The organism is Kribbella sancticallisti (assembly GCF_039530625.1).
GTDB lineage: Bacteria > Actinomycetota > Actinomycetes > Propionibacteriales > Kribbellaceae > Kribbella > Kribbella sancticallisti.
The window spans coordinates 333,754-359,658 of sequence record NZ_BAAAOS010000018.1 but is presented as its reverse complement, the minus strand read 5'-3'; the positions used below and the strand labels follow the sequence as shown (position 1 = coordinate 359,658).

The window sequence follows — 25,905 nt, the reverse complement described above, 5'->3', positions numbered from 1 at the left end:
GCGAAGCGAGCCTTGGAGCGTCGGCCTGCGGACCGGTTCTCGGCGCGTCTTTCGACGTCTTCCGGGTGGTCCGTGTACTACTCCGGTCGTACGGCGGAGGGGTAGGCGTCCCGGTAGCTGATGAGCTTGCCCGCGGGGGTTTCGACGGTCTCGGCCGCCAGCATTCCGCGGACGATGGCGCGCGCCAGGGTCCGCGCGCCGGCCGCGAAGACTGTCTCCAGCCGGCTCAGCGCGGCCGGGTCGGTGACGCTGAGGCGAGGTGGCTGCCCGGTCGAGACCGCGAAGATCGCGTCGCCGTCGAGGAGGGTGTGCACAGGGTCGATCGCGCGTGCGAGGCCGTCGTGAGCAACCATCGCCATCCGCTTGGCCGCGGCCTTGTCGAGCGGCACATCGGTCGCCACCACGGCGATCACGGTGTTCATCACCGGAGCCGCCTGCTCGGCCCGTCCGGGTGGCAGCGCCGGCTCACCCAGCCCTCCCGGTGAGGGCGGCGTCGGCTCACCCGGCGGGGGCGTCCCTGGCCCTTCCGGCGGAGGCGGCGCCGGCGCGGCCGGCGTTGCGTGGTCGGGGAGGTTGGGTGGTGGCTCGGTGGGAGTTCGCAGGTCTGCGAACTCTTCGGCCAGGCCGTACGGGCTGCCGAGGAGGCGGCCTTGGGGATCTACGGCGGAGCCGACGGCGTTGACGATGACCAGGGCGCCGACGGTCGTGCCGTCTGGCAGTCTGATGCTTGCGGTGCCGACACCGCCTTTGAGATCGCCCGCTCTTGCCCCGGCTCCGGCGCCATGGTTGCCCTCGGCAACGGGACCGTTGCTTGCAGCCTCGATCGCGCTGCGGCCCCAGCCGTGGTCCGGGCGGGCCTGGAAACCACCGCCCCGGCCGAGGTCGAAGATCACCGCCGCCGGGACGATCGGTACGACGTCCCGCTCCCCCGGCCCGACCCGCACACCCTGCCCTTGCTCCTCGAGCCACGCCATCACCCCCGAGGCAGCCTCCAGGCCGTACGCACTGCCGCCGGTCAGGACGATCGCGTTCGCGCCCGGGTTGGAGTTGACGGGATCGAGCAGGTCGGTCTCGCGGGTGCCGGGCGCCCCACCGCGCACATCGACGCCGGCGACCGCGGTACTCGGCAGGTACACGACCGTAGTACCGGTCAGGTAGGGCGGGTCGAGGCGCTCGACCTGGCCGACCAGCACGCCCGGGACGTCGGTGATCGCGTTGTGCGGGCCGGGCTGCTCAGTCGTCATGGGCTCTGTCTAGCATCCGGGGAAATCCAGTTGCCACCGACCTTACGGTGAATGGCATGAACGCCGACCTGCTCTGTGGATCACTGGCCGAACCGTCGCGACTGCGGACGTACTCCGCCGTCGTCCTCGGCGCGCGCAGCCCGGAGGAGATCGCCGGAATCACCGGACTCGACCACGCGGCGGTCCACAAGTCTGTCCAGCGGCTGATCAAGACCGGCCTGCTGACAGCCGCCGGTGACGGACTGCGCGCCGACGAGGAGATCTTCAAGGAGGCGGTCCGCGCCCGACCGGAGCGAGAGCCGCTCGATCCGGATCCGGCCCGCGACAACCTCCTCCGCGCCTTCATCCGCGACGGCCGGCTGACGGGCTTCCCGACGTTCCCGGCGAAGACCCGGATCGTGCTCGAGTACCTCGTCAACTCGTTCGAGCCCGGCCGTAGCTACCCGGAGCCGGAGGTCAACGCCATCCTCAACACCTGGCACTCCGACCACGCCGCCCTCCGCCGCTTGCTCGTCGACTACGGCCTCCTGACCCGCACCGACAGCGTCTACCAACGCCCGGCTTGAGGCTAGGCGGCCTCGACGGGCGTCACGTGAGGCGGCGGGCCGGGGTGTCCTGGCGTGGTTTTTCGTTGGGGGCGATGCGGATGGAGGTGTCGAGGACGGTCGCGCCCTGGGCGGCGACCAGGACCGAGCGGAGGTCGAGGCGGACGACTTCCTCGAGTTCGAGGGTCAGCCGGGAGACCCGGTGCAGCAGGTTCTCGATCGCCGGGATGTCGACCGGGTCGGAACCGCGGTAGCCGTAGAGCAGCGGCGCGGCGCGGACCTCGCCGACCATCTCGGCGGCGTCGACTGTGGTCAGCGGTGGCATCCGGTACGAGCGGTCGCCGAGCAGGTCCGTCGCCACCCCGGACAACCCGAACGTCACCACCGGCCCGTACGCCACGTCCTCCAGCGCCGAGATCACCACCGGTACTCCGGGCGGCGCCATCTTCTGTACGACGAACTGCGCCCGCCCCGGATCCGACGCCACCCCGAAGGTCCGGGTCATCTCGGCCCACGCCTCGCGCATGTCGTCCTCGTCGTGGATGTGGCGCCAGATGTCGGCCAGGTCCGGGCGCATCCGCCACTGCTCGGCGGTCGCCTTGAGGATCACCTCGAACCCGAGGTCAGCCGCTCTGGCCACCGCCTCGTCGGCCGAGAGCACGGGGAACGCGGGCAGCACGCTGATGTCGTAGAAGCTCAGCAGCCGCTGCCGATCCGCGTCGTCCAGGTCGGCGCCGTGCGGATGGCGCTGCAGGAACTCCGCGACGAAGTCCTCGGCGCCGACCGTGTCGATGTCGGGGAACTCGGGGATCCTGCTGTCGGCGCGACGCCGCCACTCGGCGTACTGGGTGGCCTTGGCGAGCGCGCCCACGGCGTACTGCGGAGACGAGAACGACGGGATCGAGCCGCGGGCGGCGCCGCCGTGTTCGTCGGCGACCCGGAGTTCCTCGGGCACCCGGCGGGAGGCGAGGAACGTGGACAGGACCGGCTTCTCGGAACCGGCGGCCGCGGCGGCGAGCACCTGCGCGACCTCGGCACCGTTCGACTGGACCGGCGGGGTGAAGATCACCACGACCGAGTCGACCTGGTCGTCGGCGAACACCTCTCGCAGGGCCGCGTCGAAGTCGGCAGCCGAGGCCTCGGCGTTGAGCGTGTGCGCTTCACCGGCGACCGCGAGCCCGCAGCCCGCCATCGTGTCCAGGGCCTGCAGCGTCAGGGCGTCGGAGTTACTGACGATGGCGACCCGGCGGCCCTTCGGCAGCGGCTGGTGCGCCACCAACTGGGCGACGTCGAACAGTTCGCCCGGGGTGTCCACGCCGATCAGGCCGCTCTGCCGGAACAGTGAGTCGATGGTTGCCGACGGCAATTGACTGCGGCGGACCGTGTGGCCGAGCGGCACGCCCTGGGTGGCGCGGCCGGTCTTCAGCGCGATCACCGGCTTGCGGCCGGCCAGCCGGCGGGCGACGCGGCTGAACTTGCGCGGGTTGCCGAGCGACTCCAGGTAGAGCAGGACGACCTCGGTCGCCTCGTCGGAGTACCAGTACTGCATCAGGTCGTTGCCTGACACGTCGGCGCGGTTGCCGGCCGAGACGAAGGTGGACAGGCCGAGTCCACGGCCGACCATGTCCGCGAGGATCGAGACACCGAGGGCGCCGGACTGGCAGAAGAACGCGACCCGGCCGCGGCTCGGCATCAGCGGCGACAGGGTGGCGTTCAGCGAGACGCCGGGCGCGGTGTTGATCACGCCGAGCGCGTTCGGGCCGATCACGCGCATCCCGTACGACCGGGCCAGGCCGACCAGGTGCCGCTGCCGCTTGCGGCCCTCGTCGCCGATCTCGGCGAACCCGCTGGACACGACGACCAGACCGCGGACGCCCTTGAACGCGCAGTCGACGATCACGTCGGCGACCTGATCGGCCTTGACCGCGACCACGGCCAGGTCGACGGTCCCCTCGATGTCGCGGATCGTCGGGTACGCCGGGACGCCGTCGATCTCGCTCGCCTTGGTGTCGGCATTCACCGCGTACAACTGGCCGGGGAAGCCGCCGTCGCGCAGGTTGCGCAGCAGCGCGTTGCCGATCGTGCCCTCGCGGCGGCTGGCGCCGATCACGGCGACTCCGGCCGGCGTCAGCAGCCGGGCGATCGACAACGCCTCGGACCGCTGCTCGCGGGCCTGCATCACACCGAACGAGGTGTCGGTCGGCGCGATGTCGAACTCGACCATGATCACGCCGTCCTCGAACTCCCGGGCGACCTTGTAGCCGGCCTCGGTGAAGACGGTGATCATCTTCCGGTTGTCCGGCAGCACCTCGGCGATGAACCGGGTGATGCCGTGCTCGCGGGCGGCCTGGGCCAGGTGCTCGAGCAACAGTTGCCCGAGGCCCCGCCCCTGGTGCGCGTCCTCGATCAGGAAGGCGACCTCGGCCGTTCGCCGACCGGTCCGCTCGTACCGGCCGACGCCGATCATCTCGTCGCCGACGGTGACGATCAGCGCGAGCCGGTCCACGTAGTCGACCTGGGTGAACCGCGCCACATCCCGGTCCGAGAGTTGCGGATAGGGCGCGAAGAAGCGGTAGTACTTCGACTGCTCGGAGACGCGCGCGTAAAACGCCACCAGCAGATCCGGATCACTCGGCGTGATCGGCCGCAGGTGGGCTGTCGCCCCGTCCCGCAGGACCACATCGGCCTCGTACACCGCCGGATACCCCTCGGGGTACTCCACGACGTACTGAACCGGTCGCTGAGGCTGCTCCGGCGCTGTCACGCCGCCAGCGTACTCAACGGCGCGGTCGGCTGCCGTTGCTGCCGCTGTCATCATGGAGCGCGCACCTGTCCGTCCTCGGTGAAGCTGTCACCTTCTCAAGGAAGGTGGCATGTCGGGCTCGATGATCGATCGGCCGATGGACTTTCTCGAACACGTCGACCACCATCCGCTCAGCAACCGGCGCATCACCACGAGCGAGGGCGAAGGCGAAGGCGAAGGCGAAGGCGGGCTGAGGATGCCGGCGTGCGGCCCGTGGCCTTGACCGCCCACGGGCTCGAGGGACTACTCGGCGACGTGGCAGGTCTCGCTCCGAGTGGGCTGGCCGCGGACCTGCGTCTGACCGGCACGGCCGCACTCGGCGCGGACGCGGTCGACAACCTGCCGGCCTATCTTGCGATGGAACCTGTGGCGGCCGCGGAAGGCCACCGGATGATGCTGCTGCTGATCGGGGTGAACTGCGACTGCCTGCTCACCCTTTGGGGCTCGCTGGCCACCCTCCTCTGGCGCGACCGCTGTGTCGCGGCCGGCGTCCACATCTCCTGGTGGTCGTTCCTGTGGCGCGGTCTCACCCTGGTCCCGGTCGTCCTCGTCGGAACAGTCCTGGCCGTCAACCTCAGCTGACGGCGAAGGCGGACCTCCAGCTGAGGTTGAGGCCGTCCGGCGGCGGCGAGGCCAGCGGACCCACGGGAAAGACCAGGGTTCGAACATGTGTTCGACTGTAGTTCGAAGCCAGGCCGCCTGTCCAATCGCCACGAATCGTCCGGTCAGCTCGCCGCTGTCGGCTATCCGCTGCCCGCCGTCAGCGCCGCGCGTCCCGATTGCCGCAGGCACCGGGCTGGGCAATAGTGCGGGCATGAGCGAGGAACAGAGCACCTCGGACAACACCCGGACGTTCCGTGCGGCCCGCGACTTCCTGGTCGCGCATCGCGAGGACTACGAGACCGCGTACCGCGACTTCAGTTGGCCGGGCTTCGACCGGTTCAACTGGGCCCGTGACTGGTTCGATGCGCTCGCCGTCGAGCAGGCGGAGGTCCCAGCGCTGACCATCGTCGAGGAGGACGGTGAGGTCAATTCGCTGACCTACGCGGAGATGGCCGAGCGCTCCCGCCAGGTGGCCGGCTGGCTCACCCAGGCCGGGCTCCAGCCGGGCGACCGGGTCCTGATCGTCCTGGGCAACACCGTCCCGCTCTGGGAGGTGATGCTCGCCTGCATCCGGGCAGGCGCCGTCATGATCCCGGCGACCACCCTGCTGACCGACGCGGACCTGGCGGACCGGATCACGCGCGGCGGAGTACGGGTTGTGGTGACGAGCAGTTCGGATGCTCCGCGTTATGAAGGTATCGCCGATCACTGCCTCCGGGTCAGCGTCGGCGGAGCTGTGGACAACTGGCTCGACTACGACGATTCACGTGAGTACGACGGCCCGGTGCCGGAGGTGGACACCTCTGCGGACGACTCGTTGCTGCTCTACTTCACCTCGGGTACGACGAGTCAGCCGAAGCTGGTCGAGCACACCCAGGTCAGCTATCCCGTCGGTCACCTGTCGACCATGTACTGGATCGGCCTGCAGCCCGGTGACGTCCACCTCAACGTGTCGTCACCCGGCTGGGCCAAGCACTCCTGGAGCAACGTGTTCGCGCCCTGGAACGCGGGCGCGACGGTCTTCCTCTACAACTACACGCGGTTCGACGCGGAGAAGATGCTGCAGGTCCTGCAGACGTACGGCGTGACCACCTTCTGCGCACCGCCGACCGTCTGGCGGATGCTGATCCAGGCCGACCTCTCGGCCGTCGAGGTCGCGATCCGCGAGTGCATCTCGGCGGGCGAGCCGCTCAACCCCGAGGTGATCGAGCAGGTCCGCAACGCCTGGGGCATCACCATCCGGGACGGCTACGGCCAGACCGAGACGACCGCGCAGATCGGCAACCCGCCGGGTCAGCCGGTCAAGCTCGGGTCGATGGGCCGGCCACTGCCGGGCTACTCGATCGCCCTGGTCGACCCAGCCACCGACGAGATCGGCGACGACGGCGAGATCTGCATCGAACTCGCTCCCCCGCCCGTGCCGCTGATGCGCGGCTACCGCGACGCCAAGGACCTCACCGACGAGGCGATGCGCGGCGGTTTTTACCACACCGGCGACGTCGCCAGCCGGGACGAGAACGGCTACATCACCTACGTCGGCCGCTCGGACGACGTGTTCAAGGCCAGCGACTACCGGATCTCGCCGTTCGAGCTCGAGTCGGTCCTGATCGAGCACCCGGCCGTCGCCGAGGCCGCGGTGGTCCCGTCACCTGATCCGGTCCGGCTCGCCGTACCCAAGGCGTACGTCGTACTGGCTGCCGGGCACGAGCCGTCAAGGGAGCTGGCCGCGGAGATCCTGCGGTTCTGCCGGGACCAACTGGCGCCGTACAAGCGGATCCGGCGGATCGAATTCGCCGAGCTGCCCAAGACGATCTCCGGCAAGATCCGCCGGGTCGAGCTGCGCGCCGACGAGGCCGCGAAGGTGGACAGCGGCGAGCCGGCCGAGCACGCCTACGACGAGGCCGACTTCAAGGAGTCCTGACCCGGGCGGTTCCACGGGTTTGTCCGTACCCCGTGCTGGAATGGTCCGATGTCACACGACACCGGGCTCGGCATCGCGGCGATCGTCGTCCTGCCGTTGCTGGTGGCGATCGCCGTCCTCGCGTCCCGGTACGCGTCGCTGCGGCACGACAAGGGCATCGTCACGGCCGCGCTGCGGGCGGTTCTGCAGCTCGCGGCCGTCGGGCTGGTCGTCGGCTTCGCGTTGCAGTCGACCCTGGGAGCCCTCGCGTTCATCGCGGTGATGCTGGTCGTCGCGACCATCACCAGCACCCGCCGGATCCGGTCGACGGCGGCGGTCCCTGGTCAGTTCGCGTTCTGCGCGCTGGCCATCGGCGGCGGGGCGGGCGTCGTCCTGCTGCTGCTCCTGCTGCCGGGGGTGGTGCCGCGGAATCCGGAGACGCTGCTGCCGATGGGCGGGATCATCATCGGCGGCGCGATGAACGCGACCACGCTCGCCGGGCGGCGGTTGCTGTCGGAGTACGGGGGTCGCTTCGGCGAGTACGAGGCCGGGCTGTCGATCGGGTTGATGGCGCCCGACGCGTTCAAGCTGGTGGCCGGCCCGACGGCCGGCGACGCTCTGCTGCCGGCGCTCGATCAGACCCGTACGGTCGGTCTGGTGACGCTGCCCGGCGCCTTCGTGGGGATGGTGCTGGGAGGCGCGTCACCGACCGCGGCGGCGGCGTTGCAGCTCGTCGTACTGATCGGGCTGGTCGCGGCAGAGGCACTCGCGATTCTGATGACCACCGAACTGCTGGCGCGTGCCTCGCTGCCGGACGGGCGTACCGTTTCCGTATGACCGATGACAAGAGCCTCTTCAGCCGCATCGACGAACTCGTGGCCGAGGAGCACGAGCTCCGCACGAAGCACGCCTCCGGCAGCACCAGCGACGACGACGAGCGCACCCGGCTGCGCGCGCTCGAGGTCGAGCTCGACCAGTGCTGGGACCTGCTCCGGCAGCGCCGCGCCAAGCGCGAGTTCGGCGAGGACCCCGAGTCCGCCAAGGCCCGCTCGGCCGACGTGGTCGAGGGCTACCTGAACTGAGTCGCGCCGTAGCGACCCGCGCCCCGCGGCGGACACGCCTCCGCGGGGCCTGCTTCGGGCGCCGTACTATCCCGGCGCCGTACTAGAAGCCGCGAAGCTTGTCCGGGGTGATGCGGATCAGCACCGGGTAGTCGGCGTGGAACTGGTCCGTGGACATGTTGAGGCCGGCCAGCCCCTCGGCGTACTTGGTGTTGTAGGTGTCGAGTTCCTCGGCGGTGGAGTGGGACTCGTCGACCACCGCGTCGCCGGTGAGGACGCCGACGTCGCCGCCGGTGTGGGTGGCGTTGAAGTTGAGCGCGACACGCGGGTTGGCTACCACGTTGTGGACCTTGGCCTTGCCGGACTGGCTGAAGATCAGCACCTCCTTGCCGTTCCAGAGGAACCAGACCGGATTCGGGGCCGGGGTGCCGGACTTGCCGACCGTGGTCAGCCACAGGACCTGTTCGTTGTCCAGTTGCTTCGTGATCCGGGCGCCGAAGTCGGTCGAGGTGTCGATGCTGAACATATCTTGGCCTCTCGAGCTGTAGGTGTCGTCCAGGTCAGGCAGCCGGACCCAGCCGTCCCCACTCGATCGCCGGGCAGCGGTTCATCACCATCGTCAGACCTGCCGCGGTCGTCCGGGCGTAGGCGTCCGGATCCACTACATCCAGCTGGAACCAGACAGCGCGCGCGTTGATTCCCACCGCCTGGTCCGCGATCGGCCCGGCCAACTCGGACCGGACGAACACGTCCACGCAGTCCACCTCGAACGGGATGTCGGCCAGCGTCAGGTAGCCCTGCTGGCCGTGCACCGTCTGCGCGAACGGGTGCACCGGCACGATCCGCTTCCCGTGCGACTGCAGGAACCGCGCCACGCCGTACGCCGCTCGGCTGGTGTTGTTCGACAGGCCCACCACTGCCCAGGTCTGGCAGTCGGCGAGGATCTCGCGGATGTCACTCTCGTCAGCCCAGCTCATACGGGCATCCTCTCTCGCCGCTCAACTCCGCAGATAGGTGAGTACCGCGGACACCCGGCGGTCGAGGCCGTCGTCCAGGTGCAGCTTGGCGAAGATGTTGCCGACATGCTTGCGTACCGCGGCCTCGCTCACCACCAGTTGGTCCGCGATCGACGAGTTGACCCGTCCCTCCGCCATCAGTGCGAGCACCTCGAGCTCGCGGGGTGTCAGCGCCGCGAGTGGGCCGTCGTCACGGCGCCGGGCCAGCAACTGGCGGACCACCTCGGGGTCCACGACGGTGCCACCGTCCGCCACCCGGTCGAGCGACGCGAGGAACTCCGTCACGTGCCCGACGCGGTCCTTCAGCAGATACCCGATCCCGCCGGTCGTTGTCTCGAGCAAGGAGGAGAGGTAGGCGTCGGCGACGTACTGCGACAGCACCAGGATCCCGATACCGGGGAAGTCCGCCCGGATCTCGGCGGCCGCCCGCAGGCCTTCGTCGCTGTGCCCGGGCGGCATCCGTACGTCGGTGATCACCAGGTCGGGTGGTTCCTTGCGGACCACCGCGAGCAGGGTGTCCGCGTCGCCGACGGCATCGCGGACCTCGTGACCGGCACGGTCCAGGATGCTCGCCAGACCTTCGCGGAGCAGCAACGAGTCTTCAGCCAGGACGATGCTCAGTCGTCGAGCCGGCACGGGCACTCCATCCTCAAGCGGGTCGGCCCACCAGGTGGGCTGCTCAGGTCGAGTGTCCCTCCCAAGGCGTCCAACCTCGTCACCAACCCGGCCAGCCCCGTCCCACCCGCACCCGAACCACCGCCCGCCCGGGGGGAGCCCGGCGGCGGGGCCAGGATCGCGCCTCCGATGCCGTCGTCCGTGATCGTGACGACCAAGCGGTCGCCGGCGACCCAGCCCTCCACCTCACACCGTTCGGCCTGCGCGTGCTTCGCCACATTGCCGAGCGCCTCGCTGACCACGAAGTACGCCGCGGCCTCGATCGGCGCGGGCAACCTGTCCGGCAACGCCATCCGCACGCTCACCGGCAGCGGGCTCCGATCAGCCACTTCCCGTACTGCGGCCTCCAGCCCGTGGTCGACCAGCACCCGCGGATGAATCCCCCGCACGGCCTCCCGCAGATCCGCGAGCGCCGCCTCGGCCTCACCGTGAGCCTTCACCACCAACCGGCGTCCCTCGCCCTCGGGCAGATCCAGCTCAGCCAGCCCCAGCGTCATCGTCAATCCGACCAGGCGCTGCTGAACCCCGTCATGCAGATGCCGTTCGATCCGCGCCCGCTCCGTCTCGAACGCGTCGACCAGATCCAGCCGCGACCGCCGCAACTCCGCCACGTTCCGCCGCAACTCGTCCTCCCGCGGCCCGAGCAGCGCCGTCGCCAGCGAGGCCTCGGCCGCCGCCAGAACCCCGAGCAGATAAGAACTGACGACGTAGAAGACCGGCCCGAAGACGAGCAGGAAGAAGGTCCCCTCCCCCACGCTGTCCAGGATCCACGGCCCCATCCCCAGCTCTTCGGTGCTCGCGATCACCGGCGCGGCCAGCGTGATTCCGAGGACGGTCACGCTGATCCCGGCGAGCAACGCGTTGATCGGCCAGATGAAGATGCCGTGCAGTACGCCGTACCCGAGGGCGCGCAGCGACGCCCGTTCCCGCCGGCGGTACCGGCGGCGCTCGCGCCGGGTGTACGAGTCGGGGATCGCCGCGTGCGGGCTCGGGATGCCGCCGGGCACCATCAGCCGGCTCCGCCACCGCTCGACCGCGCCGATCACCACCCCGAACAACGGGAACGCCGTCATCATCGCGATCCCGATCAGGACCGGGCTGAGCACGGCGCTCAGTGCCGCGGACACCACCAGGACGGCGATGGTCAGCACGCTCACCGGCACCGAACTCAGCAGGTAGGCGTAGCTGCGCCAGGGCCACGACGAGACGAGGAAGCGTCTCGTGGCCAGCGCTGTCCACGCCGTGTCCGGTCTCTCCACCCGCTCAACCCTAGGGCCGCGAAAGGCCCCGAGTCGGTAGCGTGCGCGCTACCGCAAGTCTCTCTCCCGGACCAGGGAAAGGGCGTCCGGATCCGGGTTTGCTGACACCATGACCAGCACCGCGCCGACGCGCCCCACCGTCGCACCGAGCGAACCGCCCGCCCTGCTTCTGGACGGCATCAGCAAGACGTACCGATCCAAGGCCGGCTCCGTCGAGGCCCTGCGAGGCGTCACGTACCACTTCCCGCGCGGCTCCTTCACCGCCGTGATGGGAGCCTCCGGCTCCGGCAAGTCGACCCTGCTCCAATGCGCGGCCGGGCTCGACAAGCCGACCAACGGCACCGTCACGCTCGGCGGCGTCGCCCTGAACGGACTCGGCGAGGTCGCGCTGACCAAGCTGCGCCGACAGCAGATGGGCTTCGTGTTCCAGGCCTACAACCTGCTGCCCTCGCTCACCGTCTACGACAACGTCGCGCTGCCGGTCCGATTGACCGGACGCCGGCCGCGGCGCGACGAGGTGCTCGGTGTGCTCGACCGGGTCGGCCTCGAAGGCAAGGCCAAGCGCCGGCCGGCCGAGCTGTCGGGCGGCCAGCAGCAACGGGTCGCGATCGCCCGGGCGCTGATCACCAAGCCGGCCGTCTTCTTCGCCGACGAACCGACCGGCGCACTCGACAGCGGCACCAGCCGGCAGATCCTCGGCTTGTTGCGGGAAGCAACTGATCGCGGTGGCCAGACCGTGGTGATGGTCACCCACGACCCGGTCGCCGCGGCTCATGCCCAGCGGGTGCTGTTCCTGTCCGACGGCCTGGTCGCCGGTGCCCTCGACCACGGCGACCCGGCCCAGATCGCCGCCGCCATGAGCCGGCTGGAGCGCTGATGTTCTTCCTCAGCCGTCAGACCGTACGCCGCCACCTGCCCCTGTACACCGGGTCGTTCGTCGCCCTCGCCGTCGGCGTGTTCCTGCTCGGCCTGGCCGCCACCGCGACCGCCGCCACCGTCGCGTACGACGGCCCGACCGGCTCGAGCATCACCGTCAACCTGCCGAACGCGGATCCGCCTACCACCGTCCGGGTCCCAGTGGACACTGCGGACGTTTCCGGCCTGCAGGTCGTGCTCAGCATCGTCGGGGTGCTCTGCGGTTTCATCACGGTCTTCGTGATCGCGAGCACCTTCGCCTTCGCGGTAGCGTCGCGCCGTCGCGAGGTCGGGCTGCTCCGGCTGATCGGGGCGACGCCTCGGCAGGTCCGGCGGATGGTGCTCGGTGAGGCGTTCGTGGTTGCGCTTGCCGCGGCCGTGACGGGCGCAGTACTGGCTCAGTTGGCCACTCCCCTGCTGCTGGCCAAGGCGTCGTACTCCGAACTCGCCCCGGTGAAGCTGGAACCGGCGAGCCCCTGGGTGCCGCTCGCGATCGCGATCGTCGCCGGGCTGGTGGTGGCGATGCTCGGGGCCCGGTCGGCCGCTCGGCGGGCGGGGAAGGTGGGACCTGTCGACGCGCTGCGGGAGGCGGCGCTGGAGCCGCCGCGGATCGGGCCGGTGCGGGTCGTGTTCGGGCTGCTGTTCCTGGCCGGGTCGATCACGCTGCTGGCGCTGATCCGGCCGGGGACGGGCGAGGCTGTCATCCCGCTGTCGATGTTCACGCCGATGCTGCTGGTCATCGCGCTCACCCTGCTCGCGCCGCTGGTGGTGCCGTGGATCGGGCGGCTCTGGGCGCTGCCGCTGGTGGCCTGGACCGACGTGTCCGGCCGCCTCGCGAGGAGCAACGTCGTCGCCGCACCCCGGCGGAGCGCGTCTCTCGCGGCGCCGATCCTCGGGATCTCGGCCATCGCCGGCTCGATGGTCCTGACGCTGAGCTTCGCCGCGGACGCCTCCACGGTCACCATCCGCGACACCGTCCGCGCGCCGATCGTCGTCACCGCCCCGGAGGCGACCGGCTCAGGCGCCTCGGCCGGGCGGGCGATCGACGAGCGAATTCGTGCGACCGCGGGCGTCGGGCTGGTCGACGGGGCGATCCCGTTCGGTGTCATCCGGACCGACCGCGATGACGCCGAACTCGACGACGCGGAAGGGGTCGACCCGGCCGTGGCCGCGCGGACCCGGGCGCTGGTGCCGGCCTCGGGCGATCTCGGCGACCTGCGCGGCGACACGGTTGCCCTGAGCAAGGAGATGGCGGGCTTCGAGAACTACGACCTCGGTGACGACATCAGCGTGACCCTCACCGACAGGTCCACCGCGCGACTCCGGGTGGTCGCGATCCTCCGGACCGCCGCCGAGGTGAACGCCGCGATGATCGTCCCACTCGAGTTCGCCCGCAAGCATGCCCCGGAGGCGACCCCGAGCCGATGGTTCGTGCAGCCCGGCGATGGAGTGGACCCGGCCGCGCTGGTGAAGGCGCTGGACGAGCAACTCGCGGGCACCGGAGCCGACGCGGTACCGGCTGCTGAGTGGGAGCGGACCCAGGAGGACGACCTCCGGAAGGGGAACCAGTTCGGGTTGATCCTGTTGCTCGGTCCGGCCGCGTTCTACAGCGCCATCGCGATCGCCAACACGCTGCTGATGGGCAGCCTGCAGCGACGGCACGAGTTCATCACCTCACGGCTGCTCGGCGCGACGCCGGCACAGATCCGCCGGATGGTGCTGTGGGAGTCGACGCTGGTCGGCGCGGTCGCGCTCAGTCTCGGCACGGTGATCACGGTGACGGTCGGGGTGCTGATCCGTCACGCGATGACGGACGGGATGACGGACGTGCCCACGACCATCCCGTGGGTGACGCTGCTCGGGATCGGCGTGGTCTGTCTGGGGCTGGCGGTCGGAGCCGCGTTGGCGCCGACCAGTTTCATCCTGCGGCAGTCGCACCCGGCGGCGGCGGTGGAGTAGCAGACCGATACCCGCCCCGCCAACGATTAGAGCGCCATCTAACTGCGCCCGGGCGACCCGCCGCGGGACCACGATCGCGGGGCCGGCCCAGCCGGGCCGGCAGTCAGGAAAGGAGTATCCATGCGCAAGCGCAGCGTCGTCATCGGCGGTCTGCTCGCCGCGGGTCTGCTCGCCGTCCCGGTCGCCGCGGCGGCCGACTCGGTCCGGATCACGGCCGACGAGCCGGGTTCGGTCCGGATCACCGGTGACGACACCGGCTCGGTCCGGATCACCAGCGAGCCGACCCCGGACGACAAGATCTGGTAACCACCGGACCAGGAGACCTGAGCCGGCCACGGATCAGGTCCGCCGCGGGTGCCGCCGGTGAGCAGCCAGGGCGCCATCGCGGCGAAGAACGGTGAAGAGGGCGGCAGCCGCTCCGGGATCGATTTCCGGGAGCGGCTGCCGCTTCCTGTCCCCGGTGGGGCGTACGGTTGGCCGTCAATCGCCGCCGACACCGGGTCGCTCCCGGCTGCGGAGCCGGTGACCAGGGACAATGGGCCCTGCCGCCGGACCGCCGCGGCGCGTCTGGAAAGAGTTGCTGGACCGAGGAGCCTGTAGACCCGCATGGCACGCCGTACCAAGACCACCGCCGAACCCGAGGACTTCGAGGAGCGCATCCTCGACGTCGACGTCTCCGACGAGATGCGCAGCAGCTTCCTGGAGTACGCCTACTCGGTGATCTACTCCCGGGCGCTGCCGGATGCCCGGGACGGGCTGAAGCCGGTCCAGCGCCGGATCCTGTTCTCGATGGCGGAGAACAACATCCGCCCCGACCGCGGGCACGTGAAGAGCGCCCGTGTCGTCGGTGAGGTGATGGGTAAGTATCACCCGCACGGAGACGGCGCGATCTACGACGCCCTGGTCCGGACGGCCCAGCCCTGGTCGATGCGGGTGCCGCTGATCGACGGGCACGGAAACTTCGGCTCGCTCGACGACGGCCCGGCCGCGATGCGGTACACCGAGTGCCGGATGGCGCCGCCGTCGCTGGCGATGACGGACGGCCTGGACGAGAACGTCGTCGACTTCAAGCCGAACTACGACGGCCGCGAGGAAGAGCCGTCGGTGCTGCCGGCTGCCTTCCCGAACCTGCTGGTCAACGGCGCGGCCGGGATCGCGGTCGGGATGGCCACCAACATGGCCCCGCACAACCTGGTCGAGGTGGTCCAGGCGCTGCGGCACCTGATCAAGACGCCGTCGGCCGACCTCGACGACCTGATGCGGTTCATCCCCGGCCCGGACCTGCCGACCGGCGGCAAGATCGTCGGGCTGGAAGGCATCAAGGACGCCTACCTGACCGGCCGCGGCAGCTTCAAGATGCGGGCCACCGCCCGGATCGAGAACGTCACCCCGCGGCGCAAGGGCATCGTGGTCACCGAACTGCCGTACACGGTCGGCCCGGAGAAGGTGATCGAGAAGATCAAGACGCTGGTCCAGGCCAAGAAGTTGCAGGGCATCGCCGACGTCAAGGACCTGACCGACCGCGCCCACGGCACCCAACTGGTGATCGAGGTCAAGAACGGCTTCGTCCCCGAGGCGCTGCTGGAGCAGCTCTACAAGCTGACCCCGCTGGAGGACTCGTTCTCCATCAACGCGGTCTGCCTGGTCGACGGCCAGCCCCGCACCCTCGGCCTGAAGGAACTGCTCGAGGTCTACCTGGGTCACCGCTACGACGTGACCCGCCGGCGCAGCGAGTTCCGCCGGAAGAAGGCGCAGGACCGGCTGCACATCGTCGACGGTCTGCTGATCGCGATCCTGGACATCGACGAGGTGATCCAGATCATCCGGTCCAGTGACGACGCCGCCGCCGCGCGCGCCCGGTTGATGGAGATCTACGACCTGACCGAGGTGCAGACCAACTACATCCTGGACATGCCGCTGCGCCGGCTGACCAAGTTCTCCAAGCTGGAACTGGAGACCGAGAAGGGTGAGCTCGAGCGGCTGATCGAGAAGCTGACCGCGATCCTCGAGGACGAGACACTGCTGAAGAAGATCGTCTCCGAGGAGCTGGCCGAGGTCGCCAAGACCTACGGCACCCCGCGGCGCACGGTGCTGCTGGAGTCGTCGGGCGCGACCAAGACCGCGGCCGTGCCGCTCGAGGTCACCGACGACCCGTGCTGGGTGCTGATGAGCTCCACCGGTCTCCTCGCCCGGACCAACGGCGTCGAGCCGTTCGGCACCGGCGACGGCCGGGCCAAGCACGACGCGATCGTCTCCGCGATCAAGAGCACCGCCCGCGGCCAGTACGGCCTGGTCACCAGCGCGGGCCGGCTGATCCGGCTGGAGTCGCTCGACCTGCCGGCCGTCCCGACCACGGCCAACGCCCCGAACCTGCAAGGTGGCGCGCCGGTCGCGGAGTTCGTCTCGCTGGAGCCCGGCGAGAAGGCACTCGCGCTCACCACGATGGACCCCGATTCGGTCGGCGTCGCCCTCGGTACTGCGACCGGCGTGGTCAAGCGGGTCGTGCCGGACCACCTGAGCAACCGTGACTCGTGGGAGATCATCCGGCTCAACGACGGCGACGAGGTGGTCGGCGCGGTCGAGCTGACCACCGGCGAGGAAGAGCTCATCTTCGTCACCAGCGACGCGCAACTCCTGCACTACAGCGCCTCCGCGGTGCGCCCCCAGGGCCGTACTGCGGGCGGCATGGCGGGCGTGCGACTCACGGCCGGAGCCAAGGTCACCTACTTCGGCGCGGTGGACCCGGCCAAGGAGTCCCAGCTCGTCACCATCTCCGGCTCAACCTCGGCGCTGCCGGGGACCGAGGTCGGCGCGGTCAAGGTGACACCGTTCAGCGAGTACCCGAGCAAGGGCCGCGGCACCGGCGGTGTCCGCTGTCACCGGCTGCTCAAGGGTGAGGACGGGTTGCTGCTCGCCTTTGTCGGAACCGCTCCGGTCCGCGCCAGCGCGAACAGCGGAGCTCCCGTCGACCTGCCTCCGCTGGACCCTCGCCGCGACGGCTCCGGCGTGCCGGTGGCGCAGCCGATCGCCGCCGTGGCCTCGGACCTGGCAGGCTGAGCACATGAAGAGACTGGCTGCGCTCGGCGCGGCGCTCGTCCTGGCCGTGTCGCTGGCGGCTTGCAGCGACAAGAAGGAGGACGGCGGCAACGGCAGGACCGACGAGGACCCGGTGGTGCTGCTGACCGACGCCAAGAAGACCATCGACGAGGCCGCCAGCGTGCACATCGTGCTGACCGGCCGAGACCTGCCGGACAGCGGCCAGACGCTGGCAAGCGGCGACGGCGTCGCGACCCACGCTCCGGCCTTCAAGGGCAAGCTGACCGTGCGGGCGGCCGGCTCGCCGATCGACGCCGAGGTCGTGGCGGTCGGCAGCAAGGTCTATGCCAAGCTGCCGTTCTCGCCGAGCTTCATCGAGCTGCCGGCGGCCCAACTGGCCGGTCTGGGTGCGCCCGACCCGGCGATCCTGCTGGATCCGTCGAAGGGCCTGACCTCGCTGCTTCCGACGCTGAAGGACCCGGCGATCAAGGGCGAGACGCGGGACGGCTCGAAGGTGCTCACCGAGATCACCGGAACGGTCGAGGGCAAGTCGCTGCAGGGGATCTTCCCGAAGGCACCGGCCGATTCGGCGTTCCCGAGCAGCTTCAAGATCGACAAGTCCACCAAGCAGTTGGTGTCGGCAACGATCACCGGGCCGTTCTACGACGGTGCCACCAGCAGCTACGACGTGACCCTGGACAAGTACGGCGAGCAGGTAGAGATCACCAAGCCGTGAGCCGTGCCCTGTGAGCGGTGCCCGGGCGCGGCTGACGCTTGCCTCGGTCGCGGTCGCCTTCGCGGCGGCGGACACCTACGTCGTGGTGCTCGCGTTGCCGGACATGATGGCCGGCGTCGGCCTGTCCGCGGACCAGTTGCAGCGGGCCGCGCCGATCGTGTCCGGCTTCCTACTCGGCTACATCGCGGTGCTGCCGTTGATCGGCCGCATCGCCGATGTGGTCGGACGGACACCCGTACTGGTCGGTGCGCTGCTGCTGTTCGCCGTCGGCTCCTTGATCACGGCCGGCGCCTACGACCTCTCCCTGGTCGTGACAGGGCGGTTCCTCCAGGGCGTCGGCGGTGGTGGGCTCGTACCGGCGACGCTTGCTCTGGTGGCGGATCTCTGGCCGCCTGAGCGACGTGGACTCCCCCTCGGCGTGGTCGGCGCAGTACAGGAGCTTGGGTCTGTCCTTGGTCCGCTACTGGGCGCCGCTGTTCTCGCGGTAGCCGACTGGCGCTACATCTTCTGGCTGAACCTGGCCGTGGCTGTTGTGCTCGCGCTACTGCTCCGCGGTCGACAACGACCACCTCTTTCCGCTGCGGTCGGCCTACTGGCCTGCATAGCGCTCGGCCTCACGCTGACAGCCCCGGAGCGACTAGCGAGTGGCATCACCCTTGGCCTACCCTTCGTACCGTTCAGCGGCGACTCCCGGCTCCTGACGCCGATCGGTCTGGTCACGCTGGTTCTCGCGGTGTTGTGGCTAGTTCTGGTTCTGCTGAAGAGCCGAGGAAGCCTTGCAAGCTTGGTGAAGCAGGTGGACCTGCCCGGAGCGCTTCTGCTGGCGCTGGCGCTCGCAGGCGTGGTCCTGGCCTTCGCGACGGCTGATCCCGAGCGGGAGGTGATGGCCCCCGCCGGTCCGTGGTTGCTGGTGGCCGCGGCAGTCTTCGCTATCGCCTTCGCCTGGTGGCAACGCCGTACTCCGCGCGCGATCGTCCCGCCCGGGTTGCTCGGCGCGAAGGCGGCCTGGGGATCTCTACTCGTCAGCTTCCTCGTCGGAGCCGCCCTCATCGCCGCCCTGGTCGACATACCGGTCTTCGCCCGTACTACGCAAGGCGGCGGCCAACTGGCTGCTGCCCTGGTGCTGCTGCGCTTCCTCATCGCTCTACCGCTCGGGGCGGTCGTCGGAGGATGGCTGACCCGGCGCTACGGGCTCGGGCTGATCACCGGCGTCGGACTCGGACTGGCCGGCGCCATGTTCGTGGTGATGGCCTTCTGGGAGCGAGACGCCCTCGACCACGCTCCCGCGACCATCGCCTTGCTGGTGTGCGGATTCGGCTTCGGGCTGGCCCTGTCACCGGTCAACACCGCCATCCTGGGCGCGACGCGTGCGGACAGCCACGGTCTGGTCAGCGCGCTCGTGGTGGTGGCCCGGATGGTCGGCATGCTCGTGGGCGTCTCGGCACTGACAGCGATCGGTCTGAGGCGGTACTACACGCTCGTGGCCGACATTCCGTCCCCGAACGACCTCTGCCCCACGGCGCCGGCAACCTGCCGTCCGTACATCGACGCGCTCCGGGACGCGGCCGTTTCACAAGTGCACACGATCTTCGCCGGTGCGGCTGTCTGCGCTTTCGCCGCCGCGATCCTGGCGGTGCCGCTGCTCGGACGGCAGCGCGTGAAAAGTGAGCCTGTCCACAGGTGAGAGTCGTCATGAGGAGAAGCGTCGCCGCTCGCGTACGGTGATGGCTGTGAGCCCAAGTTTCGACGCGATCGGCCGGCCGGGCCTGTGCTCGACCATCTGCCGTGACCTGAACGAGCCACTGGCCGGTACGGCGGCCGTCGCCTCCGGCTGGCTGGTGCTGGAGCAGCCCGGTCCCTGGGGCCGCAAGGCGCCGATCCAGAGCCATCTGGACCCCGAGTTCGGCGCGAAGATCGACGCCGCGGCGAAGAAGGCCGATGTCCGGTTCGGGCTCATCCGCTCCCCCGGCAAGCACGCGGACCACCCGCCGCGCTCACATCAGGTGTACGTCGCGTGCACCCTCCCCGGCCGGACGTGGTTGCTCGGCGGGTCCGTCGCCGACCCGCTCACGCTCGCTGCGCTCGATCTCGACGCGGTAGCTCACGGTGACCGCGATGCCGTCATGGCATCGCTGCCGGACCTCTCCCCCGTCACCGAGCCCGTGCTGCTGGTGTGCACCAACGGCAAGCGCGACGAGTGCTGCGCATTGCTCGGGCGGCCGATCGCCGCCGGCCTGGCAGACCGCGTGCCCGGGCGGGTCTGGGAGTCCAGCCACCTCGGTGGGCACCGGTTCGCACCAACCGCTACCCTGCTGCCCGCAGGGATCATGTATGGCCGGCTCGACGTGGAGACGGCCGCCGCCATCCTCGCCGCGGCCGAACGCGGCGATACCGTCCTCAGCAAGCAACGCGGCCGGTCCAGCTGGACCGGGCGCGGTCAGGTCGCCGAGATCGCCGTCCGCAACCTCACTGGCGAGGTCGCACTGGACGCGCTCAGCGTCCTCGCGGAGAACCTGGACACCGTCACGGTCGGCCATCTCGACGGCCGGGTCTGGACGGTCGAGGTGACCAGTGAGACCGCCGATCCACCCCGCCCGGAGTCCTGCGGAAAGGAATCCTTCGACATGACGATCCTGCGTGCCGGAACCGTGAACCCTGGAGCTCCGCGATGAGCGCGGAGACCACCCCGCCGCTCAGCGGGTTCGAGGACCTGCTGTCGGCCAACGCCGACTATGCCGACCACTTCGCCTACAGCGGCTTCGACGGCATCGCCCACGCCGGCATCGGCGTGGTCACCTGTATGGACTCGCGCATCCCGCCGCTGGAGATGCTCGGGCTCAAGCCCGGCGACGCCAAGGTACTGCGGAGCGCGGGCGGCCGGGTCACCGAGCTGACCATGACCGGCCTGGTCCTCGGCGTCCAGTTGCTCGGCGTCCGCCGGATCATGGTCATCCCGCACACCCGCTGTGCGATGGCCGCGATGACCGAGGACGAGTTGCGCGACAAGGTCGAGACGGCGGCCGGAAAGCCCGCCGGGTATCTGCCGCTCAACGTCATCCCCGACCAGCTCGAAGCGCTGCGGCGCGACGTCGCCGCCGTCCGCGAGCACCCGCTGATCGGCGACGACATCCTGGTCGGCGGCTTCATGTACGACGTCGACACCGGCCGTCTCACCCAGATCAGCTGATGCGCCCGGCTGCCCTCCAGCCGTTGCCTCTGGACTCGGTCCGGCCCGGCGGCTGGCTGCTCGAACGACTGCGCCTGCAGGCCGCAGCGATGGCGGGCCGGCTGGACGAGTTCTGGCCGGACGTCGCCCGCAGCGGCTGGATCGGCGGCGACGCCGAAGGCTGGGAGCGCGGCCCGTACTGGCTCGACGGGATCACTCCGCTCGCCTATCTGCTCGACGACGAGCGGCTGAAGACCAAGGTGCGGCACTGGGTCGACCACATCCTGGACCACCAGCACCCGGACGGCTGGTTCGGGCCGCGCTCGGGCGAGGCGACGTATGCGGACCATGACGTGTGGCCGCGGGTGATCGTGCTCAAGGCGCTGCTGCAGCACCTGGATGCGACAGGTGATCCGCGGGTTCTCCCGGCCGCCCTACGGTTCTGCCGACTGCTGGACGGCATGCTCGACGAGTGGCCGCTGCAGGAGTGGGCCGGGTCGCGATGGACCGATCTCGTCTGGGTCATCAACCAGTTGCACGACCTGACCGGTGAGGACTGGCTCTTGCCGCTCGCGGCCAAGTGCCATCAGCAAGGATTCGACTGGTTCGCCTATGCCGCCGCGCTGCCCTTCCCCGAGAAGGTGCCGGAAGCAACGTTGCTCGCCTACCAGGACGCGGCCGACGGCACCTGGATGAACGACAACCACCTGTCCTCCCACGGTGTCAACGTGGCGATGGGTCTGAAGGCGATGCCGGTCTGGTCGCGGCACGAGCCCGCGACTGCCGAGCTGTTACTGACGATGATCGCCTCGCTCGACGCCCGGCACGGCCAGGCGAGCGGACTGTTCAGCTGCGACGAGCACCTGGCCGGACTCCACCCGAGCCAAGGGACCGAGACCTGCACCGTGGTCGAGTACCTGGCGTCGCTCGAGGTGGCGCTGGAGACCTGGGGCGTGGTCGAGGAGCTCACGGACCGGTTCGAACGTCTCGCCTTCAACGCGCTGCCGGCCAGCGTCTCGCCGGACGAGTGGACACATCAGTACGTGCAGCAGGCCAACCAGGTGATCTGCCACGTCACCGAGGACCGGATCTACACGAACAACGGCCCCGACGCGAACGTCTTCGGCCTCGAACCACACTTCGGCTGCTGTACTGCGAACCGTCACCAGGGCTGGCCGCGCTTCTCCAGCCACCTGTGGATGCGGTCCCCGGACGGAGGTGTCACCGCGCTGTCGTACGCGCCGTGCTCCTTCGAGACCGACACGCTGAGTGTGGTTGTCGCGGGCAACTATCCGTTCGAGGACCAGGTCGAGATCAGCGTCCGTGGTTCCGGCCCAGTCCGGCTCCGGGTACCGGGTTGGGCCGTCGAGGCGAGCCTGGCGATCGATGACGAGGAACCGGTCGCACTGACGGCGGGGTCTGTGCACGAGTTCGTGGCGTCGGGTGAACACTTGCTCCGGCTGCACCTCGACGCCGCAGTACGGGCTGTCGTGCGGCCGAGTGGTGCGCTGGCGGTCGAGCGTGGGCCGCTGGTGTTCTCGCTGGCTCTCGGTGAGGACTGGCGCCAGATCGGCGGCGAGCAACCGCACGCCACCTGGGAGGTCCACCCGACGACACCGTGGAACTACGCGCTGGCGATCGACCCGGACGACGTAGCGCAGCACGTCCGGCTCACTCGCGGCACTGTCGGGGCCAACCCGTTCTCCCCCGCCGCCGCGCCGATTCGGCTCCACCTCCGCGGCCGCCGCATTCCGTGGGAGATCGAACACGGCGCCGCCGCCGCTCCCCCACCGAACCCGGCGACGTCGGACGCCAACCTCGACGACCTGACCTTCATCCCGTACGGCTGCACGACCCTCCGCGTCACCGAACTCCCCTGGGTGACCGACTGAACAGTTGCACGTAGCTGCAGTTGTCTCGCACCGCGAGTGGTCGACCGGCTAACTTCAGTCGACCCTCGGCTGGAAGGTGCATCAGTGGATCCCCAGGTACTAGCGGCGCAGCACTGGCTCAATCAGACCTATGGCGGCGTCAACGGCTGGGTACCACTCGAGGAGGACGGGCAGACCGGCTGGCCGGTGATGTACGGGCTGCGCCGCGGACTGCAGCACGAGCTCGGCATCTCGCCGGTGACGTCTGGCTTCGGCCCGGCCACGACGGCGGCGTACAAGGCGCAGATCGGGCGGATCGACGGCAGCACGACCAAGGAGAACCTGCTCCGGCTGCTGAGCGCGGCCCTGTGGTGCAAGGGATACCCCGGTTTCTACGACGGCGCCGCCATCACCTTCGCGTCGCTGAGTACGGCGGTCGGCTGGGTCCGCGACGACCTCGGCCTCGGAGCGGCCAGCCCGTACGTCGACGTGAAGCTGATGGCCTCGCTGCTGACGATGGACGCCTACGTCCGGATCGGCTCCGGCACCGACCAGGTGCGGGAGGTCCAGCGCTGGCTGAACGGCACCTACCTGAACCGCGCGGACTTCGCGATCGTGCCCTGCGACGGGATCTACGGCCGCCAGGTCCAGACCGCGATGCTGTTCGGGCTGCAGTACGAGATCGGGATGGCCGACGGCGTCGCGAACGGCAACTTCGGTCCGGGCACCCGCGACGGGATCCGGGCGCAGGCGACCGTGTCGCAAGGATCGGTCGACGGCGCCAAGCGGTTCGTCCGGCTCTACCAGGCCGTACTGCGCTTCAACCGGTACGACAGTCCCTTCACCGGCACCTTCGACGCGGCGACCGCCGAGCACACCCGCAACTTCCAGTCGTTCATGGAGCTCCCCGTCACCGGCGGTGGCAACTACAGCACCTGGTGCGCGTTGCTCGTCTCGTCGGGTGACACGAGCATCGCCACGAAGGGCTTCGACACCAACATGCAGCTCACCCCGGCAGAGGCCGCAGGGGCTGTGTCGGCCGGCTACACCGTGGTCGGCCGCTACACCGTCGGCGCCGGCAAGTTCATCACCGCGCCCGAACTGGACGGGCTCAAGGCGGCCGGGCTGAAGCTGCTGCCGATCCATCAGCGGTTCAACGACAAGCCCGAGGTGATGACCCGGGCCAACGGCCGCACGCACGGCATCGAGGCGATCGAGCGGTGTCTCACCCTCGGGCTGCCGACCGACACCCTGGTCTTCTTCTCGGTCGACTTCGACGCCCTCGGCGAGACGATCTACGGGCCGGTCGCGGACTATTTCAAGGGCGTGCAAGAGGCCCTCGAGACCTCGCTCACCGCGCATCTCAAGGTCGGCGTCTACGGCACCCGGAACGTCTGCTCGATCATCATCGACGAGGAGGAACTCGCCGAGGCCGCCTTCGTCGCCGGCATGTCCACCGGCTTCTCCGGCAACATGGGCTTCCCGATGCCGGCCCAGTGGCACTACAACCAGATCGTCGAGATCCAGACCCAACTGCCGGGCAGCACCCGGACGATCGGGATCGACAAGGACGTCGTCTCGACCCGGTCCACGCCGGTGAACCTGGCCTCGGTCGTCTCGCCGCCGGTCGAACGGGACGGCTCGCCCAGTGGCACCGGCTTCGACGCCTTCTTCGAGTGGGTGGTCCGCGCCGAGGTCGCCTGCGAACGCGGCCTGATCCAATCGAGCAGCCTCCTCACGAACCTGAGGCCGTACTCCGCCTTCATCCCGTCCCACATCGCGCACTGGCTGCAGAAGCCGGAGTACTGGGGAGAGGGCGACAGCGGGCTGTGGCCGAAGTACACGCCGACCCTGGACCAAGGTGACGCGGTCCTGGCCCGGATGGCCTCCGAGGAGGAGTTGCAGAAGCTCACCCCGAACAAGCCCGCCTCCACGCGGGACATCCCGCACTACGCGGCCACGGTCCGCGGGTACGAGGTCTGGGGAGTTCCGACCGCTCATGACGACTACGGCTTGGGCGACCTGGGCGGCTGGGCGCTGGACCTGTTGCAGCTGTGGGGTTCGTTCTACCGGGCCCGGCAAGGAAACCCGTCGCTCGATCAACTGCAATACCTGAGCGCGCGCCTCGGAGTACCTGGTGGCGATGGCGGCTTCGGCTGGGCCGACGTGGTCGCGGACTGCGACGCCTATCTGGTCGCGCGGTCGATGAAGGACAACCAACTGTCGATGTCCGGCGCACTGCGCGGCCTGCTGAAACTGAGCGACCAGCAACGGGTCGCCAAGTTCTACACCGACCGGTTCGGCGACTCCGAGGCCAACGTGATCGCCGCGTTCGTCAAGCTGTCCGACGGCATCGACGTCGGCGGCGTCAACTTCCCGATCACCAACAGCTTCCTGCTTCAGGCCGCCAAGGCCGATGCCCTGCCGAACGCGGCAGAAGCGCGGATCTGCGGCCAGGCGTTCGCCCGGCTGATGGCGGCCCAGGGGTGAGAGAGTGACTCTCCATGCGACCAGGGAAGACGACGTGGTGACCAAGGCCAGGGACCGAGCCGAGGTCGTGGTCCTGGTGGTCGCTGCGGTCGGCCTGGTGGTGTTCGGCTATCTCAGCCTCGGGTTTCATTCGTCCCTGCCTCGGGTCGATCCCAGTCAGCTCGGCCACGGCGTCACCTACTCCGGCTCTGGCCTCGACAGTCAGTGGGCCTGGTGCGTGCTCATCTCCTCCGTGACGATGATCGCGGCCGCCGGCCTGCCGACTGCCCGCCTCTGGGCGAGTCGTGGATCGATACGGGGCGCGGTGGTCCAAGGCGTCGGCGGTCTGGTGGTGGCCGGCTGGACCGGCGTGGTCAGCCAGCTGACGTTCTATTTCACCGGTCCCGGCGACAACTGCACCTACGCCTCCTGCTGGCCGTTGAAGGAGCAGGCCGCCGCCTTCGTCGTACCGGGGGTGCTGACCGGGATCGTGATGATCGTGATGGCCTGCCTGGTCAACCGGCTGCCCTGGTCGGTCCGCGCTCTGACGCCGGTGGTCGTCTGGATCGCCACTCTGCTCGTCCAGCACGCGGTCTGGACGTCGTACTTGTTGCCCATCTTCGAAGGTCCTCCTCGATGATGCGTCC

Annotated in this window: 23 protein-coding genes; 17 read left to right on the top strand and 6 right to left on the bottom strand. The window is 69.6% G+C overall.

Going from position 1 to position 25,905, the window contains the following annotated elements; translation table 11 throughout:
• Positions 1 to 77 precede the first annotated feature (77 nt).
• On the bottom strand, positions 78 to 1,244 hold the full coding sequence (locus tag ABD255_RS12010; protein ID WP_344212969.1) for a P1 family peptidase: 1,167 nt from the start codon (positions 1,242 to 1,244) through the stop codon (positions 78 to 80).
• 56 nt (positions 1,245 to 1,300) lie between these two features.
• Here ABD255_RS12010 and ABD255_RS12005 point away from each other — a divergent pair, with 56 nt between their 5' ends.
• Positions 1,301 to 1,810, top strand: coding sequence for a DUF2087 domain-containing protein (locus tag ABD255_RS12005; protein ID WP_344212967.1), 510 nt, complete (start codon positions 1,301 to 1,303; stop codon positions 1,808 to 1,810).
• A 22-nt stretch (positions 1,811 to 1,832) separates the two neighbouring features.
• Here ABD255_RS12005 and ABD255_RS12000 read toward each other — a convergent pair whose 3' ends face one another.
• Complete coding sequence (locus ABD255_RS12000; protein WP_344212965.1) at positions 1,833 to 4,553, bottom strand: bifunctional acetate--CoA ligase family protein/GNAT family N-acetyltransferase; 2,721 nt, start codon at positions 4,551 to 4,553, stop codon at positions 1,833 to 1,835.
• Between the two features lie 109 nt (positions 4,554 to 4,662).
• Between ABD255_RS12000 and ABD255_RS11995 the strand changes: the two genes are divergently transcribed.
• The 5 genes from ABD255_RS11995 (at position 4,663) to ABD255_RS11975 (ending at position 8,177) form a co-directional block, all read left to right on the top strand.
• Positions 4,663 to 4,815: a hypothetical protein gene (locus ABD255_RS11995; protein WP_344212963.1), complete on the top strand. Its 153-nt coding sequence runs from the start codon at positions 4,663 to 4,665 to the stop codon at positions 4,813 to 4,815.
• Positions 4,797 to 5,174, top strand: coding sequence for a transporter permease (locus ABD255_RS11990; RefSeq protein WP_344212961.1), 378 nt, complete (start codon positions 4,797 to 4,799; stop codon positions 5,172 to 5,174). The genes ABD255_RS11995 and ABD255_RS11990 overlap by 19 nt, the downstream gene beginning before the upstream one ends.
• A 232-nt stretch (positions 5,175 to 5,406) precedes the next feature.
• Positions 5,407 to 7,116 carry an AMP-binding protein gene (locus ABD255_RS11985; RefSeq protein ID WP_344212959.1) on the top strand — a complete coding sequence of 570 codons (1,710 nt, stop codon included), beginning with the start codon at positions 5,407 to 5,409 and terminating at the stop codon, positions 7,114 to 7,116.
• Positions 7,117 to 7,164: 48 nt separating this feature from the next.
• Positions 7,165 to 7,932 (top strand): ABC transporter permease, encoded by a 768-nt coding sequence (locus ABD255_RS11980; RefSeq protein ID WP_344212957.1) that lies wholly within the window; start codon positions 7,165 to 7,167, stop codon positions 7,930 to 7,932.
• The gene (locus tag ABD255_RS11975; RefSeq protein ID WP_344212955.1) at positions 7,929 to 8,177 is read left to right on the top strand and encodes a DUF2630 family protein; all 249 of its coding nucleotides are present in this window, start codon (positions 7,929 to 7,931) and stop codon (positions 8,175 to 8,177) included. Before ABD255_RS11980 ends, ABD255_RS11975 begins: the two co-directional genes overlap by 4 nt.
• Positions 8,178 to 8,259: 82 nt before the next feature.
• Here the strand turns inward: ABD255_RS11975 and ABD255_RS11970 are convergent, their stop codons facing one another.
• From ABD255_RS11970 to ABD255_RS11955, 4 genes are read right to left on the bottom strand one after another with little or no spacing between them, the layout of a single operon-like run.
• A complete protein-coding gene (locus ABD255_RS11970) occupies positions 8,260 to 8,682 on the bottom strand; it encodes a TIGR03667 family PPOX class F420-dependent oxidoreductase (protein ID WP_344212952.1) in 423 nt (140 codons plus the stop codon).
• A gap of 34 nt (positions 8,683 to 8,716) precedes the next feature.
• Positions 8,717 to 9,133: a CoA-binding protein gene (locus ABD255_RS11965; protein ID WP_344212950.1), complete on the bottom strand. Its 417-nt coding sequence runs from the start codon at positions 9,131 to 9,133 to the stop codon at positions 8,717 to 8,719.
• A 21-nt stretch (positions 9,134 to 9,154) separates the two neighbouring features.
• Complete coding sequence (locus tag ABD255_RS11960; RefSeq protein WP_344212948.1) at positions 9,155 to 9,808, bottom strand: response regulator; 654 nt, start codon at positions 9,806 to 9,808, stop codon at positions 9,155 to 9,157.
• On the bottom strand, positions 9,790 to 11,106 hold the full coding sequence (locus ABD255_RS11955; RefSeq protein ID WP_344212946.1) for a sensor histidine kinase: 1,317 nt from the start codon (positions 11,104 to 11,106) through the stop codon (positions 9,790 to 9,792). Before ABD255_RS11955 ends, ABD255_RS11960 begins: the two co-directional genes overlap by 19 nt.
• A gap of 109 nt (positions 11,107 to 11,215) precedes the next feature.
• Here ABD255_RS11955 and ABD255_RS11950 point away from each other — a divergent pair, with 109 nt between their 5' ends.
• The 11 genes from ABD255_RS11950 to ABD255_RS11900 all read left to right on the top strand — a co-directional run bounded on the left by ABD255_RS11950 (position 11,216) and on the right by ABD255_RS11900 (position 25,898).
• Positions 11,216 to 11,983 (top strand): ABC transporter ATP-binding protein, encoded by a 768-nt coding sequence (locus tag ABD255_RS11950; protein ID WP_344212944.1) that lies wholly within the window; start codon positions 11,216 to 11,218, stop codon positions 11,981 to 11,983.
• Positions 11,983 to 13,980 carry an ABC transporter permease gene (locus tag ABD255_RS11945; RefSeq protein WP_344212942.1) on the top strand — a complete coding sequence of 666 codons (1,998 nt, stop codon included), beginning with the start codon at positions 11,983 to 11,985 and terminating at the stop codon, positions 13,978 to 13,980. Before ABD255_RS11950 ends, ABD255_RS11945 begins: the two co-directional genes overlap by 1 nt.
• Positions 13,981 to 14,100: 120 nt before the next feature.
• Positions 14,101 to 14,286 carry a hypothetical protein gene (locus ABD255_RS11940; RefSeq protein WP_344212940.1) on the top strand — a complete coding sequence of 62 codons (186 nt, stop codon included), beginning with the start codon at positions 14,101 to 14,103 and terminating at the stop codon, positions 14,284 to 14,286.
• 300 nt (positions 14,287 to 14,586) lie between these two features.
• Positions 14,587 to 17,037 (top strand): DNA gyrase/topoisomerase IV subunit A, encoded by a 2,451-nt coding sequence (locus tag ABD255_RS11935; RefSeq protein WP_344212938.1) that lies wholly within the window; start codon positions 14,587 to 14,589, stop codon positions 17,035 to 17,037.
• Positions 17,038 to 17,041: 4 nt separating this feature from the next.
• A complete protein-coding gene (locus ABD255_RS11930) occupies positions 17,042 to 17,752 on the top strand; it encodes an LppX_LprAFG lipoprotein (protein WP_344212936.1) in 711 nt (236 codons plus the stop codon).
• A 10-nt stretch (positions 17,753 to 17,762) separates the two neighbouring features.
• A complete protein-coding gene (locus tag ABD255_RS11925) occupies positions 17,763 to 19,436 on the top strand; it encodes an MFS transporter (protein ID WP_344212934.1) in 1,674 nt (557 codons plus the stop codon).
• Positions 19,437 to 19,476: 40 nt separating this feature from the next.
• Positions 19,477 to 20,424 carry a ferredoxin family protein gene (locus ABD255_RS11920; RefSeq protein ID WP_344212932.1) on the top strand — a complete coding sequence of 316 codons (948 nt, stop codon included), beginning with the start codon at positions 19,477 to 19,479 and terminating at the stop codon, positions 20,422 to 20,424.
• Positions 20,421 to 20,939, top strand: coding sequence for a beta-class carbonic anhydrase (locus ABD255_RS11915; protein WP_344212930.1), 519 nt, complete (start codon positions 20,421 to 20,423; stop codon positions 20,937 to 20,939). The genes ABD255_RS11920 and ABD255_RS11915 overlap by 4 nt, the downstream gene beginning before the upstream one ends.
• Positions 20,939 to 22,810, top strand: a complete 1,872-nt coding sequence (locus tag ABD255_RS11910; RefSeq protein WP_344212928.1) for a beta-L-arabinofuranosidase domain-containing protein — start codon at positions 20,939 to 20,941, stop codon at positions 22,808 to 22,810. The genes ABD255_RS11915 and ABD255_RS11910 overlap by 1 nt, the downstream gene beginning before the upstream one ends.
• A gap of 84 nt (positions 22,811 to 22,894) precedes the next feature.
• On the top strand, positions 22,895 to 25,279 hold the full coding sequence (locus tag ABD255_RS11905) for a glycoside hydrolase domain-containing protein (protein WP_344212926.1): 2,385 nt from the start codon (positions 22,895 to 22,897) through the stop codon (positions 25,277 to 25,279).
• Between the two features lie 4 nt (positions 25,280 to 25,283).
• Positions 25,284 to 25,898, top strand: coding sequence for a hypothetical protein (locus ABD255_RS11900; protein WP_344212924.1), 615 nt, complete (start codon positions 25,284 to 25,286; stop codon positions 25,896 to 25,898).
• The last annotated feature ends 7 nt before the right edge of the window (positions 25,899 to 25,905 follow it).

Bases quoted from the DNA above. Each gene is read 5' to 3' on its own strand.
- ABD255_RS12010 (WP_344212969.1), bottom strand. From the start codon at position 1,244: ATGACGACTGAGCAGCCCGGCCCGCACAACGCGATCACCGACGTCCCG.
- ABD255_RS12005 (WP_344212967.1), top strand. From the start codon at position 1,301: ATGAACGCCGACCTGCTCTGTGGATCACTGGCCGAACCGTCGCGACTG.
- ABD255_RS11995 (WP_344212963.1), top strand. From the start codon at position 4,663: ATGTCGGGCTCGATGATCGATCGGCCGATGGACTTTCTCGAACACGTC.
- ABD255_RS11985 (WP_344212959.1), top strand. From the start codon at position 5,407: ATGAGCGAGGAACAGAGCACCTCGGACAACACCCGGACGTTCCGTGCG.
- ABD255_RS11980 (WP_344212957.1), top strand. From the start codon at position 7,165: ATGTCACACGACACCGGGCTCGGCATCGCGGCGATCGTCGTCCTGCCG.
- ABD255_RS11975 (WP_344212955.1), top strand. From the start codon at position 7,929: ATGACCGATGACAAGAGCCTCTTCAGCCGCATCGACGAACTCGTGGCC.
- ABD255_RS11970 (WP_344212952.1), bottom strand. From the start codon at position 8,682: ATGTTCAGCATCGACACCTCGACCGACTTCGGCGCCCGGATCACGAAG.
- ABD255_RS11965 (WP_344212950.1), bottom strand. From the start codon at position 9,133: ATGAGCTGGGCTGACGAGAGTGACATCCGCGAGATCCTCGCCGACTGC.
- ABD255_RS11950 (WP_344212944.1), top strand. From the start codon at position 11,216: ATGACCAGCACCGCGCCGACGCGCCCCACCGTCGCACCGAGCGAACCG.
- ABD255_RS11945 (WP_344212942.1), top strand. From the start codon at position 11,983: ATGTTCTTCCTCAGCCGTCAGACCGTACGCCGCCACCTGCCCCTGTAC.
- ABD255_RS11940 (WP_344212940.1), top strand. From the start codon at position 14,101: ATGCGCAAGCGCAGCGTCGTCATCGGCGGTCTGCTCGCCGCGGGTCTG.
- ABD255_RS11935 (WP_344212938.1), top strand. From the start codon at position 14,587: ATGGCACGCCGTACCAAGACCACCGCCGAACCCGAGGACTTCGAGGAG.
- ABD255_RS11930 (WP_344212936.1), top strand. From the start codon at position 17,042: ATGAAGAGACTGGCTGCGCTCGGCGCGGCGCTCGTCCTGGCCGTGTCG.
- ABD255_RS11920 (WP_344212932.1), top strand. From the start codon at position 19,477: ATGGCTGTGAGCCCAAGTTTCGACGCGATCGGCCGGCCGGGCCTGTGC.
- ABD255_RS11915 (WP_344212930.1), top strand. From the start codon at position 20,421: ATGAGCGCGGAGACCACCCCGCCGCTCAGCGGGTTCGAGGACCTGCTG.
- ABD255_RS11910 (WP_344212928.1), top strand. From the start codon at position 20,939: ATGCGCCCGGCTGCCCTCCAGCCGTTGCCTCTGGACTCGGTCCGGCCC.